Here is a 16,810-nt window from a genome sequence, read left to right on the forward strand (position 1 = left end):
CGCAGCGTCCGTCAGCGGTGACAGAATTTTCCTCTCTTCGTGCCCCCTTAGTCCCTTCGCGTCTTCGTGGTGAAGCATTCCCTACTTCGAAAACTGAATCGAAGCCGAGTTCACGCAGTACCGCAGTCCCGTCGGCTTCGGCCCGTCAGGAAACACATGCCCCAAATGCGCCCCGCACTTGTGGCACACAATCTCCTCCCGCACCATCCCGTGGCTATGGTCCGCATGGACGTCGATCGCCTCTGGCGTCACTTGCTGGTTGAAGCTCGGCCACCCGCAGCCTGAGTCGAACTTCGTCGACGAGTCGAACAGCAACTCGCCGCAAACGATGCAGTGGTATTTGCCATCTTCCTTGTGGTTCCAGTACTTCCCGGTGAAGGCCCGCTCGGTCCCTTTTTCCTGCGTCACGTGGTACTGCTCGGGAGTCAGCCGGGCCCGCAATTCGGCGTCGTTTGGCTTCGTTTGCTCGCTCATGCCTCAAAACCTCCGTAACTATCTGCCTGGCAACCGTCTGCTACAATGTGAGGTTACCCCAAATCCAACGTTGCTGGGAGACACCCAGCACGCCCGAGAGCCACGCCCTCTGGCGATTTAGCGAGTGAGTTCCCCGCAACATCTGCGCCTGCTCGCACCTAAGCCCGACTCACCCAAGCACTGCCCCCGCCTCCCATGCCCACCCCCTGGCAACCTCAGTTCCTTTACGCCGTCTGCCAACATGGGGCCGAGGCCGTTCTCAAGCGGGAACTCGCCGTGCGCGCGCCGCAACTCCGCCCCGCCTTCTCGCGGCCTGGCTTCGTCACGTTCAAGCTCGACGCCCCCTGCACCGATCCAGAGAAGTTTACCCTCCCCGCGGTGTTCGCCCGCACGAGCGGCTTCTCGCTCGGCTCGCTTAAGGGTGAACGCCTCCACGACCTCGCCGCACAGCTCTGGCAACTTCCGGACGTGCTGGCGTTCCTTGAATCGCACGAAGTCGCCGGCCTGCACGTCTGGCAACGCGACGAACGGACTCCCGGCGAGCGCGGCTTCGAACCCGGCCCTACCATTCTTGCCGACGAAGCCGAAGAGGCCATCCGCGAACTCTCGCCCATCGAGTCGCTCCGCCCCGATTCCGCCGCCGGCCGGTCGACGCCCCGCAATCGTTGGGTGCTCGACGTGTCGCTCATCGAACCAAACCAATGGTTCGTCGGCTGCCATCGCACGACCAGCCGCGTCGCGTCATGGCCGGGAGGCGTCCCCGATTTGGAACTCCCCGAACACGCCGTCTCGCGGGCCTACCTGAAGATGGCCGAAGCGATGAGTTGGGCCTCGCTGCCGATGTCGCGCGGCGAGCGGGTCGTCGAGCTTGGCTGCGCCCCCGGCGGCGCCTCGCAGGCGCTGCTAGACGCGGGGCTCGAAGTGATCGGCGTCGATCCGGCCGAGGTCGACGAATCGGTCCTCGCCGACCCCAACTTCACGCACGTTCGCAGCCGCTCGGTCGAAACCTCGCGCAAGGTCTTTCGTCACGTCCAATGGCTTGCCGCCGACATGAACGTAGCGCCGTCGTTCACGCTCGACGCCGTCGAAGCCGTGGTGAAGCACCCCGGCATCTCGATCCGCGGGATGCTACTCACGCTGAAGCTGCCCGACCTGGCGCTTGTCGATGAATTCCCCGCGTTCGTGGAACGGGTACGCAGCTGGGGCTACCGCGACGTGCGGCTCCGGCAGCTAGCATTCAACCGCCAAGAGATCTGCCTGGCCGCGCTCCGCAGCCGCGGCCAACGCCGCGTCCTCCGCACCGCCGGCGCCCGCAAGCAGACTCCAGGAAAACGCCCGCCCACAGCGCCAGCACCGAGCGACCATCCCGAATCGCCCACCTAGCCCCGGGCTCCGCCCGGGGGTCGGCCACCATACCGGTCGACGTCGTCGCGCGTTGTGCGATCCCCGGGCGGAGTTCCGGGTCAATCGATCCAGCGACATTCGACGCCGCTAGCAGCGCGACGAGGTGCAATCGCCTGCCCGCCAACCTTGACGCCACCCCCGACGGATTGGTACTAAACCCGCGCGAAATTTTCGCGTTGGGTTCGTTCCGACCGTTCGAGGCCGCTCCGAGTTGCCAGCATCCGTCCCCCATCGGCGCGCATCAACCATCATCATCACAGTGATCGGCTGTTGGTGCGCGCTCGCTGCAACGAAAATTCACGCGCAACGCGTCCAATTTCCATCGAGCGTCGCACCCGCCAGCCCGTTCGCCTCCGCGCCGACGCCCCTCTATCCCGCAACGCCGCAGCCTTCGCTGGCGCCGGCCATCCAAAGCTTCGATCCCTACGCCGCGCCCGGCATGGCCGCCCCGCCGATCGACGTTCCCTACTCGGCGCCCGCGCTCACGCCGAACTTTGGCGCCGCGCCGCCAACCGTCACGCCGTACGGCATGAACCCCGCCACCGTCGCACCGCCGATGCAGGGCATCCCGTACGCTCCGCCGCCAAACAGCAACATCCTGCAAAACATGCCGACGGTGCAGTGGAACCGCGGCACCTACGACTACACGAACCCCGACGGCTCCACCTCGCGACTGCAGCGATTCATGCAGCAGCTTACCGCCGAGTCGACGTACCTGATGGGGAATCACAATCCCGATCAGCTCGCGTGGAATCGGCTCGAAATGGCCGCCACGTTCGGAGTCCCCATCTTCCGCAATCCCGACACGCCGCTCCTGATCACCCCGGGCTTCGCCTTCAACTGGCTCGAAGGCCCCAGCGGCCCGAACGCCGACCTTCCGCCGCGCGTCTACGACGCCTATCTCGACACCGCCTGGAGTCCGAAGCTTACCGAACGCCTGAGCGCCGACCTCGGCTTCCGCACCGGCGTCTGGAGCGACTTTTCTTACTTTGACAGCCGCTCGATGCGTTTTATGGGCCGCGGCATGGGCGTGTACACGCTCTCGCCGAAGATGGATGTCCACGCCGGCGTCTGGTACCTCGACCGCAACAAAGTCAAAATCTTGCCGGCCGGCGGCGTCTACTGGCGCCCCAATCCCGAGTGGGACCTGTGGCTCCTCTTCCCGAATCCGAAAATCCGCAAGCGATTCCAAAACCTCGGCCAAATCCAATGGTGGTGGTACGTCGCCGGCGAGTACGGCGGCGGCGCTTGGACGATCACCCGCTCCGAGGACGGCCCCGCCGACGGCGCCCGGGACGACATCGACTACAACGACATCCGCGTGATGCTCGGCCTCGAATGGGAAACCCAAACCCGCCTGCATGGCCACGCCGAGGTCGGTTACGTCTTCGATCGCGAGATTGTCTACTCCCAAACGAACCTGCCGCCCGAATATAAGCTCGACGATACGATCATGTTCCGACTGGGATTTGATTTTTGAGCGTCGCCCCACACTCCAAGTTGCTAGCAGGCCCAGCGCTCGCCACGCGCACGGGGCGGCGACGCGCCACGAAGTTATCTAACGCCGCCCGCCGCTTGCTAGCAGCCGCTGCTGGCACCGCGCTCGCACTCGCGCCATTCGCGGCGAGCGCACAAACCGCGGCGCCCTACGCAGCGACGGCCTCCGACTCGCCGTTCGCCAACGTCCCGCACCCGGCGTACGCCACGCTGCAAACCGCGCCGGGCGAGCAACGCAACCAGCCTCCCGCGTCGTCGGTGATCACGCCGACTCCCTGGACGCCGGAACCGATCACGCCAATCGACATCGACCAGCTTCCCGCCACGCTCACGCCGGGCGTCGATCCAAACCTTCGCGTCGCCAACCTCGCCGAGGAGACCGTCGCGCCCGAAAACCAAATGGCTCCCGAAGCGGCGAGCGAACTTCCTCCAGGCGCCCGCGCCGGCGTCTTCCAGAAGATTTACTTCACCGGCACTTGGCTCCCGCGGATGAGCGACGAGCCCGACACCCTCGGCATGGGCGACCTCGAAGCGGGCGTCGTCCTCGGTTTTCCTTTCTTCCGCCGCGACACGCCGCTGCTCGTGACGCCCCACTTCGGCACGCACTTGCTGGAGAACGCCGCGGCGCTCGACATCCCCAGCACGCTCTACGACGCCTCGGTCGACTTCCGCCACCTCCGCAAGTTCGGCGACGGCCCCTGGGCGATGGACGTCGGCGTCGGCGTCGGCTACTACAGCGACTTCGAGCAAAGCTACAGCAACGCGACCCGCGTCACTGGCCGCGGCATCGGGGTTTACGAAGCGACGCCCGGCAAGAAATGGGTTTTCGGCGTCGCCTATCTGAACCGCGCCGGCGCCACCGTGCTGCCGATTGCCGGTCTCATTATCGAACCCGCCGAAATGCCGCGGACGCGCCTCGACCTCATCTTCCCGCGGCCGCGGTTCTCCTGGCAAACCGCCGCGAGTACGCCCGAAGACGAACGCTGGTTCTACATCGGCGGCGAATTCGGCGGCGGCATCTGGAGCATCACCCGCCCCTCCGACCAAGAAATCGACACGATCAGCTACAGCGACATCCGCGTCGTCATCGGCTTCGAACGCAAGATTCTCAACGGCCTCGCCACCCGCTTCGAGACGGGCTATGTCTTTGCTCGCGAACTCGACTACCAGAGCGCCACGCCCGATGTCTCGCTCGACGACACGATGATGGCCCGCGTTGGCGTTACCTACTAGCCGATATTCGCCGGCTAGTTGAACGTGTAGGCTACGAAGAAAGCGAGTGTCCCCAGAATGCTCGCCGTAAAGAACGCGGCGATGTAAGCCCTCCGCCGGTAGGGCTGCCGCAGCGGCTCGCTTGAGACGGCGACTTGCAGCAGCAACCACGCCCCGTACAGCAGCAGCGGTTCTAACAAGATCGAGAGAAACACGACCTTGTAGGCCCGGTTGGCAAGCTTCTCGCGTTCCGAAGAGACATCCAGTTCTTGCTCTGGCTCTGCTTCAGACTCTTCCGCGACGCCGGACTCGTCAAACTCGAACTCCAAGCGCCCCGCGCGGGCTTCAGTCAACAATTCCGTCGCCTCGACAGCGTCAACGTCAGCCACCTGCAGCTTAACGCCTCCCATCGCCACCCCCAAGTGCCACATCGTCCCGACCATCGCGGCATCGACGAGATAAGACTCAATCCCCGCCGCCGCGAGGCACTGCTGCGCGATCTCCGCTTCGGTCACGCCGCCAAACGATGCTACAGTCACGGGATTGGGGGCTGAAGTGTGAATCATGCACGACTCGCTTGCAGCTAGTTTGCCCAGCGCAGATGGTTCGCAATCAGTCTGCAATGAGCGAACGCACCATCTCCCTCAAGAGTATCAGAACAATCGCGAGCGCTACGGCCGTCCCGGCGCCAATCCAAATCGCTCGGCGCCCGTGCTTCGCACTTATGGGCCCTTCTTTCGTGATCACATCGAGCAATAACCACCCCGTGTAGAACGCAACGGGCAAAAACAGCAGCGCGAGCACCAACGACCGGCCGGCTCGGTCGACGATTTGATCGCGTTCGCTTCTTTCTGCTGCCGTCTCGTCGTCTGCTTCTTCGTCGCCCTCTGGCCAATCTTGCTCGTCAATTTCGAGTTCACCCGCCTGGGCTCGGGCCAGAATTGCCGCCGCCTCGTTCCGCTGGCTGGCGGAGACCTGCAACTTTACGCCGCCGAGCGCTCCCGCAAGATGCCACGCCGTGCCAACCAGCGAATGGTCTGCCAGAAAAGACCGAATCCCCGCGCTAGCCAGGCACTCCCGAGCGAGGCTCGCATCAAGGTCGTTGTCAAAGCTTGCCACTGTCACGAGGTCGTCTCGCATCGCTGTTCCTGTTGCAGTTGCCGTCCGCGTCTTACGGATTTCTTGGTCAACGAGATCGACAATGTATCAAACGATGGCCACGCTTCCCATCGAAGTTCACATGAGGAGAGCGAGCGGCTCGCAAGTCTCGGGCGTAGGCTAAATCCGCGTCGGTAAGAGCCACCGGCTCCGCCAGTGGACGATGCACAAGTTCGCGCCGCTCCAACTACGTCCACCGTCGGAGCCGGTGGCTTTGATTCAACCTGGCGTCGATGGCAGCACCGCTTCAGGTACGCCATTCGCACGCAATCGGTCGCTGATCCATCCCCGCGATCACCGACGCCTTCTTCACGTCAAACCGGGATGAAGCATCTGCCCCAACAAGTGCCGGCCGTGTGACGCCGGCGCGACGTTTCTCGAAGGGCAGTTAACAAAGGAGTGAGCGATGAAAACCATTACCGCCCGTGAACTTCGGAAGATGCGCGACGCCGAAGAGGAGTTTCTACTGGTGAACACCCTCGACGCCGAACACTTCGAGAAAACAAAGATCCCCGGCGCCGCCAGCATCCCGCAGAATGCTAGCGATTTCCTCAATCAAGTCGAGCAGCGCGCTGGCGGCAAGAACCGCACGGTGGTCGTTTACTGCGCAAACGTCCGCTGCGACTCATCGACCAAGGGCGCCGAGAAACTCGAACGGGCTGGCTTCACGAACGTCTTCGACTTCGCCGACGGCTACGAAGGCTGGCAGCAAATCAACAAAGAAAAAGAAGGCGGCCGCAAAGCCAAAGAAGACGCCCCGCTGAAACGGTAGCGTCTCCCGTAATCCCCTTTGCGTTGTCTTTGCGTCTTCGCGCCTTGGCGAGAATCTTCGCGGCTAGTCTCACGCCAAGCCGCGAAGGCGCAAAGAGACGCAAAGGAAATTTGTTTCACTAATATCGCTCAGGCTTTGCTGTTACCTTCGCCGCCAACGGCAATAACCGCACCTCCCTCCCCTTCCGCACCGACTTCAATCCATTCCGCCGCAAGAACTGGCGGTCGACGTCGCTAAAGCTTGCCGCGGGCAGGTTGAGTTTGATGATTCGCTCCCTGCCCGCGGCGACGGTCGATTTCGCAGTCTCATCGACCTCCAGTCGATACCCAAGCTGCGCGAGCACCTTGCCGTAGTAGTTGATTCCCTCCTCCAGCGTCACGTCCGCCACCATCCGGAAGCGAACCTTCGCCAGTGGCGTCGGCTTCGACTCCAACTCTTGTTTCGGCGCCTCCGCCGTCAGCCGTTCGAGTTCCGCGATCTGCGCCTCAGCCGCCGCGCGATCCTCCGCCGTCTCGGCTTGCTTCGCCAATTTCTGCCAAGCCGCCAGCGCTAAACGGAGCACGCTGCCGCGATCAACGGCCAACGTGCTCGCCGGGTACGTCGCCAACCGCGCGTATCCCTCCGCTTCGATTCGTGCGATCGCTAGTTCCGCCAGCCGCTGCGCTTCAAGCCACGGCCGCTCGCTCCGCCGCTCGTACTCATCGAGCAGTTTCCTCGCTTCGTCCGCCGCGGGCAGATCATGCCACCGTGAAACCACGCCCTGTAGTTGCGACAGCCCCTGCCCAATCGTCTCCGGCTGCTCCAGCCGCGCCTTCGCGTCTTCGAGCCACGCCGCCGCCAACTTCTCGCGGGACGTTGCAGCGTCAAGAATCGCCGCCCCGTTCCGCCGCGCAGCCCTCCGTTGCGCCAAGCCTTGCTCTAGCCACGCGAACGCCTCCTCCGTTGCGGCAGGCCCCGGCATCGTGTGCCCCATCCCTTCGATTAATTGCAAGTCTGTGCGAAACCCCAAGCCTCGCAGCTGCGGCGCATGGAATTCCTTCGCCCATACCGCCGCCGACTCGCGCTCCCCGCACACGATCGCCACGCTCAGCCGCTCGCTCGCTCGCTGCCGTCCCCACGGACTCGGCGGCGGCCCCGGCGAATGCCCGTAACTCACCACCCCGCCAACATACTCAGGCAGCGCCATCGCCACCTCCGACGCGATGTACCCGCCGCCAGAAAATCCAGCCAAGTACGTCCGATCGGGATCAATCCGATACCGCTGCCGCAAGTCGCCCAGCGCCTCGACCACTGCCCGCACCCGCCGCGCTTTGACGACGCCGTTCCCCGCATCGCGAATCCCGGCGAACAATACACCATGGTCGCGGCAGGTCGCCTCCCAAAACGGCCAACCGACCGGCCGATTCTCCGGCGACACGAAAATCACCAGCGGCCACGCGCGATCGCCGCCGTCGCGCGGCCCGCAGAACTCATAAGTAAAATCGCCGCCGCGGAGAGATTCTTCCGTGATCTGCTTGGGCGCCGTCGCCGGACTCTCCATGGCGAGCGGATAGACCCAATCGAGTTCGGTCGGATTCTGCACGGTCAGCTTACGGGCATACTCGAATTCCTCCGCTGAGCCCGTCGCGCCACAGAGCGCCGCCCAGGCCAGCATCCAAGCGGCTAGCGGCAGCCGAACTGAGTTCCTCGTCGCTGCTCTCATCACGCACCCATTAACGTCAGGCTCAGACGGCGGAAGACGACGTTTTTTGCGCGGTCGGCTCGGCTCGCGCGTTTTGGAACAGAAACCAAGCCAAGCCGCCCAAAACGATCCCCATCGCCGCCATCAGGGCTCCGTCCCACCGCGGCCCCCGCCACGTCGCCGACCGGCGCGGATCACCCTCGTCGTAGTAGACCTGAAGGTCCCCTCCCACGGGAAGTTTTTTTCTCAAGAACCACTCGCAGGGGCTTTCATCGGTCCAAGGCGATCCCAGCAGCTGCCAGTCGCTCGTGAAGCGGACGCCATCGACCGTGAAGGCGTACTTTAGCTTGAACTGCCGATCCTGGCCGCCTTGCACGGGAGGTTCAACGACGGCAGCCGTCACTTCCGTCCAGCCGTAGGACTGCACGCCGCGCACGAGCTCCGCCGCGCCGTTGTAGCCCATGACGAGCCCTGCGAATCCGAATCCAACCGCGCCGACCATCATCCAGCGCCGCGCTCGCGGCGAGAGGGGCGGGTCCTGCTTCTCGGGCCAACGGAGATACTCTCGTCCTGAGGCGTCAATCGGCAGCGCGAGGAGGCGTTCTGCTGCTTTCAAAAACGCGATCGCCGCCGGCGCTGGAGCATCGCGATGAGGACAAAACTGGCACAGCGTGGTCTGGCCGGTTTTACCGCGCACGACGACTTGATGCTGATAGGAGTACCTGCCAGAGCCATCTAGCTGCTTTAGCGTTTCGACGCCGAGGCAATTGTCGTCGCCAAAGCTTCGCGTCAGCCGCCAAAATGGCAGCACTCCCCAAAGCTTCCATCGCCATGTTACCGTTCGAGTCGCGCCGTCGAGCTCTGTCCAGCAGACGACGCCTAGGTAGACGAAGGTACTCCATAGCGCGAAGGAGACAAGCCAAGTCCATGGCCACTCCAGCGTGCGTTCCTCCCAATCAGAGGCCACGATCACTAACGGCATGAACGAGACGGGGATGCGGAGATAGGGAGAAACGCCGTAGAACTCGACGCGGTAGAACGACTCGCTCGCGTCCGACGACGACAGGGGCGCTAAGGGCTTCGATGTTGCGATCACGTCATGCACGTCGCATCAGCCTGAAAAATCTAAGGGCCGTCGATCTTGGGATGCGCCAGAGATCTCAGCGCGGCCGACGCGAACGCTGCACCAGCCCCAACGCCGCCAAGAGCATCAGGCAGCCGCCGCTCGGTTCCGGCACGTTCGACATGAACTCTTCCAGTAGCAGCGACTCGTGATGCAACTTCTCTTCCATCGTCGTTCCGTCTGGCGAGATCATTACGAACACCGGAGCGCTCGGCCGCAGCGGCTGGGCGCCGACGGGAGTCGACGCCGAGATGATGAACTTCAGCACATGAATTTCGTTCACCGGATGCCCGGCGATTGAATACAAGATCGGCACGTCGGGATCGCCGCCGGCAGGCAGCGGTTCCGACAGCAGAAAACTGCCCTTCTGCGCCGTATCGGTCCAGGTGTTCAGCGCCCCTTCCACGCGAATCACTTCGCCCAGATCGAGCGGCGTCAACGTCGGCGTCGTGTGGCCGTGGTGAGCCATCACGGGATTGGCCCACTGCCAGGCGCCGACCAAGTCGAGCGTCAGCGACCGCCCTACGAGTCCGGTCACCGACGCCGGCACGTCGAACTCCGGCAAGAAAGTCTGCGCAAACGTCGGCTGCGGCAACGCTGGGATCGTGTAGTTCTTCCAATGGTCATGGACGGCGCCGGCGTAGGGGCGTTCGTTGGGCAAGCCATCAGGCTCGCCCGTGTTGGCGCCGTACGCCACGATCTGGCCGTTCTCAATGTTCAAGCGCAGCCGCCGCCCCAAATGGGCCGACGCCGGCGAACATGTCAGCAACAAGACCGCGAACGCGACCAACGTGCCGCCAATCTCTCGCCATGAAATCCGAACCAAGCGCACCATCATTCGTCCGAGACCCATCCGAACGCGACGACCAAGAACAGGCCGCCCCTCCGTGAAACTGTAAGAGAAGAGACGCAAGTCGATTGTAATGGCAATCGCGTCAATTGCCAAAAATCGGCCGCGGCGACGGTTTCGCACGCGAATCAATCGCGATCAGATAGGCCACATTCTGCAGATTTTGTTGTTGAAACTGGGCCACCCAATTTCGGACAATAACGCTGAGGCGTGGAGCTATGGACTCCATTCAGCAACGCCCATTTAGCCTCTTCCGCTCGCGGAGGATGTCTTAACGGGTCGATTGCGCTGCGCGCTTAAAACAAATGGGCGCCACTGCTGTCTCGTCGAGCAGTGGGGCCGGGTATACGCTCCACACTGCTGAGCAAGCGAATAGTGGCGCCCAGCGATTCAACGCTCGACTTTAATGTCGCCCAAACGTGCTCCATACGACCAACACGACACGACACATACGCAGCGAGAGCACACGGCAACTCTAATGGCCACCGCCACTTACAAATCGAAGCACCGCCGCAAGCCAACGAAAAAGACCCTTTCTGTCGCCAAAAATCGATCAAGGCGACAGAAAGGGTCAATGCGACAAATGTCGGTTAGCGGCGGGAAGTTACTTCCCAGCCCGCTTGATCGCTCGAACGACCGCCTGGCCCATGTCGGCGGGGCTTTCGGCGACTTCGATGCCGGCGTCTTGCAGGGCGGCGACCTTTTCGGCCGCGGTTCCCTTGCCGCCGCTGATGATGGCGCCGGCGTGGCCCATCCGCTTGCCGGGAGGCGCCGTGCGGCCGGCGATGAACGCGGCGACCGGCTTCGTGACGTTCGCCTTCACGAATGCGGCGGCTTCTTCTTCGGCGGTGCCGCCGATTTCGCCCATCATGATGATCGCTTCGGTTTCAGGATCTTCCTGGAACATCGCGAGCGTGTCGATGAACGAGGTGCCGACGATCGGGTCGCCGCCGAGGCCGACGCAGGTCGTCTGGCCGAGGCCGAGGCCCGTCAGCTGCCACACCGCTTCGTAAGTAAGCGTGCCGCTGCGGCTCATGACGCCCACCTTGCCGCGCTTGTGGATGTAACCGGGCATGATGCCGATCTTGCACTCGCCGGCGGTGATGACGCCGGGGCAGTTCGGGCCGACGAGCCGCGAGTTCGGGTAGTCGGCCTTCAGGCGGGCGTACACACGGGCCATGTCGAGGACTGGCACGCCTTCGGTGATCGCGATGATCAGACGAATGCCGGCGTCGGCCGCTTCGAGAATCGCGTCGGCCGTGAACGGAGCGGGGACGAAGATCATCGTCGCCTCGGCGCCATTCTTCTCGACCGATTCGGCGACGGTGTCGTAAACCGGCAAGCCGAGCACCGACTGCCCGCCGCGACCCGGCGTGACGCCAGCGACCATCTTCGTGCCGTATTCGAGGCAGTTCTTCGAGTGGAACTCGCCGGCCTTGCCGGTGATGCCCTGACAAATGACGCGAGTGTTCTTATCGACCAGGATACTCATGTTTGTCCCGATATGAAAAATTTAACCACCAAGGCACAAAGGCACGGAGAACTCACCAAGCGAAAGGCGTCGGCGTGTTCAGGTTTTTCCCTTCGTGAACTCCTTGGCGTCTTTGTGTCTTCGTGGTTAGTACGACGGCAGGATCGACTAAGCGGCCCCGGCAGCGGCAACAACTTTCTTCGCCGCGTCGGTGAGGCCTTCGGCGGTAATGACAGCGATGCCGCTGTTGGCGAGGATCTTCTTGCCCTCTTCGACTTCGGTCCCTTCGAGCCGGACGACCAGCGGGACGTTGAAATCGACTTGCTTGTAGGCTTCGAGAATCGCGTTGGCAATTGTCGTGCACCGCATGATGCCGCCGAAAATGTTGACCAGCACCGCCTTGACGTTCTTGTCTGCAAGCAAAATGCGGAACGCCTCGGTGACCTGATCGACCTGGGCGCCGCCGCCGACGTCGAGGAAGTTCGATGGCTGGCCGCCGTGGAGCTTCACAAGGTCCATCGTGCTCATCGCGAGGCCGGCGCCGTTCACCAGGCAGCCGATGTTACCTTCAAGCTGCACGTAGCTCAGCCCGGCGTTGCCGGCGCGAACTTCCGCGGGGTCTTCTTCAGAAAGATCGCGGAGTTCCACGAGATCCTTGTGGCGGAACATCGCGTTGTCGTCGAAGTTGATCTTCGCATCGAGCGCGATCAGATCGCCTTGCTTCGTGACGACCAGCGGATTGACTTCCAGGATGCTGCAGTCGAGATCGACGAACAGCTTGCACAAACCCTTCATCAACTTCTCGGCCGAGCGAATGCTGTCGCCCGCGATGCCGAGCTTGTTGCACAGCTTGCGTACTTGGTACGACTGGAGGCCGTCGGTCGGGTGGAACGGTTCGAGGAAGATCTTCTCCGGCGTTTCCGCGGCGACCTCTTCGATGTTCATGCCCCCCTCGTTCGAGCACATCAGCACCGGCAGGCTGCAGGCACGATCGACGACGATGCCGAGGTAGAGTTCGCGATCGATGTCGCAGCCCGCCTCAACGAGGACCTGCTGGACCTTCTTCCCTTCGGGACCTGTCTGAATCGTCACCAACTCTTTGCCGATGAGCGCGTCGGCAACCCTCTTCGCGTCTTCGCGCGTGCGGACGAGTTCAACGCCGCGTTGCGACTCGTTACCCTTGATCGTTCCCTTGCCGCGACCGCCGGCGTGAATTTGCGCCTTCACCACGGCAAGCTTGCCGCCGAGCTTGTCGAACGCTTCGGCCGCTTCAGCGCCCGATTTGGCGGCGAAACCGGCCGGAACGTTGATCCCGGCCTTCCGCAGCAAGTCCTTACCTTGGAATTCGTGAATTTTCATGGAAATCTCGAGGAAACGAGCCCCGCAGCGGCGGTCGCTCATAGAAGAATGCATGGGAAGCGACCGAGTATAGCCCCCCGCCGCCCCGGCAGACAACCGGCCAACCGCCGTCCGAGCGCAATGAAAAGTCACTTTGCCGCAGCGTTTCTGCTGTTCGCCCTCATCATCGGCAAGGCCGCCGCCCAGCCGCCGCTGGCCTCCCTCGCCGGCCCGACGATGGGGACGACCTACCACATTAAGTATTGGGGCGACCAGCCTAACGATCCGCCCAAGGTGAAGGCGACGATCGACGAGTTGCTGGCCGAGTTCGATCGACAGATGTCGACATACCGCGACGACTCGGAGCTGTCGCAGTTCAACCGCGCCGCGGCGGGCGAGTGGTTTCCCGTGTCAGCTGATACGGCTCGCGTCGTTGAGGAATCGCTGCGGTACTATCGCGATACGAATGGGGTGCTCGACGTGACGGTGCCGCCGCTGCTGCGGTTGTGGAATTTTAGCGCTGGGGCGAAGCGTGACGAACCGATCGTTCCGCCGACGGACGAAGCGATTGCCGCAGCGCAGCGGCTGGCCGGCTCACAACATGTGCAGGCGCGACTCGAACCGCCGGCGCTGCACAAGGATTTGGCGGGCATCGAAGTCGACCTGTCGTCGATCGCTCCTGGCTACGCGGTCGATCTCATCATTGCGAAGCTGCAGGATTTGGGCTTCGCGAATGCGATGGTCGAGATCGGCGGCGAAGTGCGCGCCGTCGGCCTGCGTCCCGACGGCAAGCCGTGGCGGATTGGGGTCGAGCAAGTCGACGCGACCGACGGCACGCTCGCCCGCATTGTGCCGCTACACGACATGGCCCTCAGCACGGCGGGCGACTATCGCAACTTCCGCACCGCCGACGGGGGGCGGTTTACGCACATCATCGATCCGCGCACGGGGCGGGCATTGCCGTATGTCGGCGCCTCGGTCACGGTCGTCGCGAAAACTTGCACCGAAGCCGACGCGCTCGACACCCCGCTCCTCATCATGGGGCCCGACGATGGTTACGAGTGGTGCGTCGAACACAAGATTGCCGCATTGTTTCAGACGCGCGCCGCAGCCGGCGCGATCGTCACAAAGTCAACGCAGTGGTTCGACGACCTCGCGCCATCCAACATAAAAGCCACCGGCTCCGCCGGTGGACGAACCACGAAAGAACTCTCCCCCAATTCACCGCCAACGCCCACACAACCCTAGCGCTAACGCACCTCTGCCGAGTAGATCTCCATCTGCACCAGTTCCGCTTCCGGCTTGGCGCCAAGTTCCGCCAGCACCGCATCGCGCGTCTCACGCCGCACGTCATCCTCCGGCAACCACTGCGAGACGATCCAATACTTCGTACCAGCCGGATGGGCCGCCTTAAACTCAGCCAACCGCTCCGCACGCTGCTCGCCGTGGTGGGCGAAGATGGGGAAACTCGTCAGCGAGCGCTCCGTCGGCCAATAGTACTGCAGTGCGTGGCCCATGTAGTTTGACGCCACAAGCACCGGCGCCTCCGCGGCGCCAAGTTCTTCGAGCTTCGCCGCCACGGCGCGGAAGTCCTCTTCGTCGTAGCGAGCATCATACGCACGGTTGTAGAGGGCGACGGCATTCACCGCGAGCAGCACGACGACGGCGATGCGTGCCAACCAACTCACGCGGCAGCGCGCCGCGCCCGCTCCGAGAATCAACGCATAAGGAACGGCGAGCCAAACGACATAGCGGTACACGAAGCCTGAACCGCTCACGTTGCCGAGGTACCCGAGCAGCGGCACCAGCAATGTAGAGGTGGCGACAAGCATCGCGAGCGGCAGCCCAATGCCTAACCGACGAACCGCTTGCCAAGCGAGCGTCAGCCCAGCGAACCCAACCGCCGCGAGCCATGGCATAAACTGGCGAATCCCCTCGGCCGCCGGCATCGAGCGGAGCTCCTTCATCGCCGGCCCGATCGTGAACCCGCCAGCCAGCGAGACGAAGGTGTAGCCGAGCGCCTCGAGATCAAACCCTGCGTACAACTCTTCGTCAGGCAAGTCGGCTGATGCGCGAATTAAGAGGATTGGCGCCGGGATCAGCAGCACCGCCGTAGCGATCGCAGCGCCAACTGGCCGCCGCCACCCGTCGCGACGCCATCCCGCGTAAAACACAAACAGCCACAGCACGCAGCCGAGCGGCACGGCATACCAGTGGCAATACACCGCCGCAATCGTCGAGGCGACCATCAGCGCCCAATCGCGCCGCTCGCCGCGCCGCAACAGCCGTAGCGCCGCCCAGAACATCATCGCTGCGAACAGCCCGTACACGGCATACGCCCGTCCCTCGCGAGCGAAGTGGATGTTGAACGGACAGCACGCCATCAGCAGCGCCGGCCATACAGCGTCGCGCTCGTCGAGCAGCGCCGCGCCAGCGCGCCAGACGACGATCACCGTCAGCCCGCCTGCGACGACGCTCAACCACCGCGCCGCTTCCTCTGATCCCCAGGCATTGTCCCAAATGACGAGAATCGTGCGGTAAAGCGGCGGGAAGCGATCGTCGTCTTCGTCCATCACCACCGTCGCCAGCGGCTTGCGCGCGAGCATCAGTTCGGCGACTTCATCAGCCGTGTAGCCGCGGCCGTGGAGGTTCCAACCGCGGACCAAAAAGCCGAGGGCAATCACACCAATGACGAGCAGCCACGGGATGCGCGCATCGCCGCTGCGTTCGATCTCGGTGACTTGCTCGCTGTTCACACTACCCATTACCGCCGCTCCGCCTCATGCGCCGCACTAGGCCGCTTCCGCCAGTGACTTCTCAATACGCTCGAACGTCTCCGCATCGACCGTCCGCCGATTGGCCACCCGATGCGGCTCAACCTCTTCTGGAAGCTGCGGCCGTTCATGCGATGGCCACAGCGTCTCCGCCGCATGCCCGAGCAGCACCCGCGGATCGCGGCAGAACTCCTCGTACGGCACGCGCCAAAACCGCTCCGCCCCCACGAGTTGCTCCTGCTTCTCCGCGAGCGCCCGATGAAACCGCACCTGCTCCACCACGCTCGCAATCGGGTCGTCCGCCTCCCCGCCGGCCCCGCCAGTGAGTCCGTATGGCGCCCGCGGATCGCCCGTGATCATCGCCCGCGCTTGCAGCAGCGACTGGGCATGCCACACCGGCTCGCGCTCAATGCAAATGAACCGCGCCTCCGGCAATGCCTTAGCCACCGTCGCGGCCGCCGCATTGAGCCGGTTACACTTCGCGACGAGCGGCCGCTCAGTAAGTCCGCGCCAGGCGATGAAGAACTCTCGCATCTCGCGGGTCGCCTCATCATTCAACTGCGGCGCGGGATCGAGCCGATCATGCCCCAACCAGCGGTCCCACAAGTAGAGCGCATCGTTGAGCCCCGACAGCCGCGTCGTCCGGCCGTAGAAGCTCCGATACTCGCGCACCGGCTCGCCCAGAAAGCGCCCGAACAACCGAGTCGCTGCGAGCGGAGCGCTCGGGAAGAGTGACGTGAGATTCGTAAAATGGCTCACCGGCAGATGCTTCACAAGCGTTTGATGAACCAGCGTCGTTCCCACGCGCGGGGCGCCGCAGATGAACAATAGCGGCCCCGTTTCTCCGGCGACGGCACCCTGCCCGCTCGACTCGAGTAGCGACAGCAACAAATCGAACGGCGAGAACGCCACGCCGAGCGCCGCAAACGACATCGCCGCGAACGCCGCCGGATCGCGCGTTTGCAGCAGCCGGCCGGCCAATCGCCATGGTTGGCGAAAGTGTCCGGGCACATAACGTCGGAGGATGCGGCTCACGACTATCTGTAGCTTTCAGGT

General features: G+C 63.5%; 15 protein-coding genes. 5 read left to right on the top strand and 10 right to left on the bottom strand.

Annotation, left to right across the window (positions count from 1 at the left end):
• Positions 1–81 precede the first annotated feature (81 nt).
• On the bottom strand, positions 82–474 hold the full coding sequence (msrB, locus tag ACQY7R_RS03250) for a peptide-methionine (R)-S-oxide reductase MsrB (RefSeq protein ID WP_428304165.1): 393 nt from the start codon (positions 472–474) through the stop codon (positions 82–84).
• Between the two features lie 195 nt (positions 475–669).
• Between msrB and ACQY7R_RS03255 the strand changes: the two genes are divergently transcribed.
• The 3 genes from ACQY7R_RS03255 to ACQY7R_RS03265 all read left to right on the top strand — a co-directional run bounded on the left by ACQY7R_RS03255 (position 670) and on the right by ACQY7R_RS03265 (position 4,608).
• A complete protein-coding gene (locus ACQY7R_RS03255; protein WP_428304166.1) occupies positions 670–1,857 on the top strand; it encodes an SAM-dependent methyltransferase in 1,188 nt (395 codons plus the stop codon).
• 280 nt (positions 1,858–2,137) lie between these two features.
• Positions 2,138–3,358: a hypothetical protein gene (locus ACQY7R_RS03260; RefSeq protein ID WP_428304167.1), complete on the top strand. Its 1,221-nt coding sequence runs from the start codon at positions 2,138–2,140 to the stop codon at positions 3,356–3,358.
• Complete coding sequence (locus ACQY7R_RS03265) at positions 3,355–4,608, top strand: DUF6268 family outer membrane beta-barrel protein (protein ID WP_428304168.1); 1,254 nt, start codon at positions 3,355–3,357, stop codon at positions 4,606–4,608. Before ACQY7R_RS03260 ends, ACQY7R_RS03265 begins: the two co-directional genes overlap by 4 nt.
• Positions 4,609–4,622: 14 nt before the next feature.
• Here ACQY7R_RS03265 and ACQY7R_RS03270 read toward each other — a convergent pair whose 3' ends face one another.
• Together ACQY7R_RS03270 and ACQY7R_RS03275 are read right to left on the bottom strand one after the other, a co-directional pair.
• Positions 4,623–5,153: a putative signal transducing protein gene (locus tag ACQY7R_RS03270; protein ID WP_428304169.1), complete on the bottom strand. Its 531-nt coding sequence runs from the start codon at positions 5,151–5,153 to the stop codon at positions 4,623–4,625.
• A 46-nt stretch (positions 5,154–5,199) separates the two neighbouring features.
• Positions 5,200–5,727: a putative signal transducing protein gene (locus ACQY7R_RS03275; protein WP_428304170.1), complete on the bottom strand. Its 528-nt coding sequence runs from the start codon at positions 5,725–5,727 to the stop codon at positions 5,200–5,202.
• Between the two features lie 424 nt (positions 5,728–6,151).
• Here ACQY7R_RS03275 and ACQY7R_RS03280 point away from each other — a divergent pair, with 424 nt between their 5' ends.
• On the top strand, positions 6,152–6,517 hold the full coding sequence (locus ACQY7R_RS03280) for a rhodanese-like domain-containing protein (protein ID WP_428304171.1): 366 nt from the start codon (positions 6,152–6,154) through the stop codon (positions 6,515–6,517).
• 118 nt (positions 6,518–6,635) lie between these two features.
• Here ACQY7R_RS03280 and ACQY7R_RS03285 read toward each other — a convergent pair whose 3' ends face one another.
• From ACQY7R_RS03285 to sucC, 5 genes are all read right to left on the bottom strand, one after another.
• The gene (locus ACQY7R_RS03285; RefSeq protein ID WP_428304172.1) at positions 6,636–8,219 is read right to left on the bottom strand and encodes an alpha/beta hydrolase; all 1,584 of its coding nucleotides are present in this window, start codon (positions 8,217–8,219) and stop codon (positions 6,636–6,638) included.
• A 22-nt stretch (positions 8,220–8,241) separates the two neighbouring features.
• Entirely contained in the window at positions 8,242–9,303 is a 1,062-nt protein-coding gene (locus ACQY7R_RS03290; protein ID WP_428304173.1) for a DUF3592 domain-containing protein, read from the bottom strand.
• A 55-nt stretch (positions 9,304–9,358) separates the two neighbouring features.
• A complete protein-coding gene (locus ACQY7R_RS03295) occupies positions 9,359–10,147 on the bottom strand; it encodes a hypothetical protein (protein ID WP_428304174.1) in 789 nt (262 codons plus the stop codon).
• A 628-nt stretch (positions 10,148–10,775) separates the two neighbouring features.
• On the bottom strand, positions 10,776–11,663 hold the full coding sequence (sucD, locus tag ACQY7R_RS03300; RefSeq protein WP_428304175.1) for a succinate--CoA ligase subunit alpha: 888 nt from the start codon (positions 11,661–11,663) through the stop codon (positions 10,776–10,778).
• A 147-nt stretch (positions 11,664–11,810) separates the two neighbouring features.
• Positions 11,811–13,001: an ADP-forming succinate--CoA ligase subunit beta gene (gene sucC, locus ACQY7R_RS03305; protein WP_428304176.1), complete on the bottom strand. Its 1,191-nt coding sequence runs from the start codon at positions 12,999–13,001 to the stop codon at positions 11,811–11,813.
• 120 nt (positions 13,002–13,121) lie between these two features.
• On the opposite strand from sucC, the gene ACQY7R_RS03310 reads away from it, so the two are divergent.
• Positions 13,122–14,228 carry an FAD:protein FMN transferase gene (locus ACQY7R_RS03310; protein WP_428304177.1) on the top strand — a complete coding sequence of 369 codons (1,107 nt, stop codon included), beginning with the start codon at positions 13,122–13,124 and terminating at the stop codon, positions 14,226–14,228.
• Between the two features lie 2 nt (positions 14,229–14,230).
• Here the strand turns inward: ACQY7R_RS03310 and ACQY7R_RS03315 are convergent, their stop codons facing one another.
• Together ACQY7R_RS03315 and ACQY7R_RS03320 are read right to left on the bottom strand one after the other, a co-directional pair.
• The gene (locus ACQY7R_RS03315) at positions 14,231–15,745 is read right to left on the bottom strand and encodes a glycosyltransferase family 39 protein (RefSeq protein ID WP_428304178.1); all 1,515 of its coding nucleotides are present in this window, start codon (positions 15,743–15,745) and stop codon (positions 14,231–14,233) included.
• 27 nt (positions 15,746–15,772) lie between these two features.
• On the bottom strand, positions 15,773–16,789 hold the full coding sequence (locus tag ACQY7R_RS03320) for a sulfotransferase (RefSeq protein WP_428304179.1): 1,017 nt from the start codon (positions 16,787–16,789) through the stop codon (positions 15,773–15,775).
• Positions 16,790–16,810 lie beyond the last annotated feature (21 nt).

The sequence above is a fragment of the Lacipirellula sp. genome, assembly GCF_965279485.1.
Taxonomy (GTDB): domain Bacteria; phylum Planctomycetota; class Planctomycetia; order Pirellulales; family Lacipirellulaceae; genus Lacipirellula.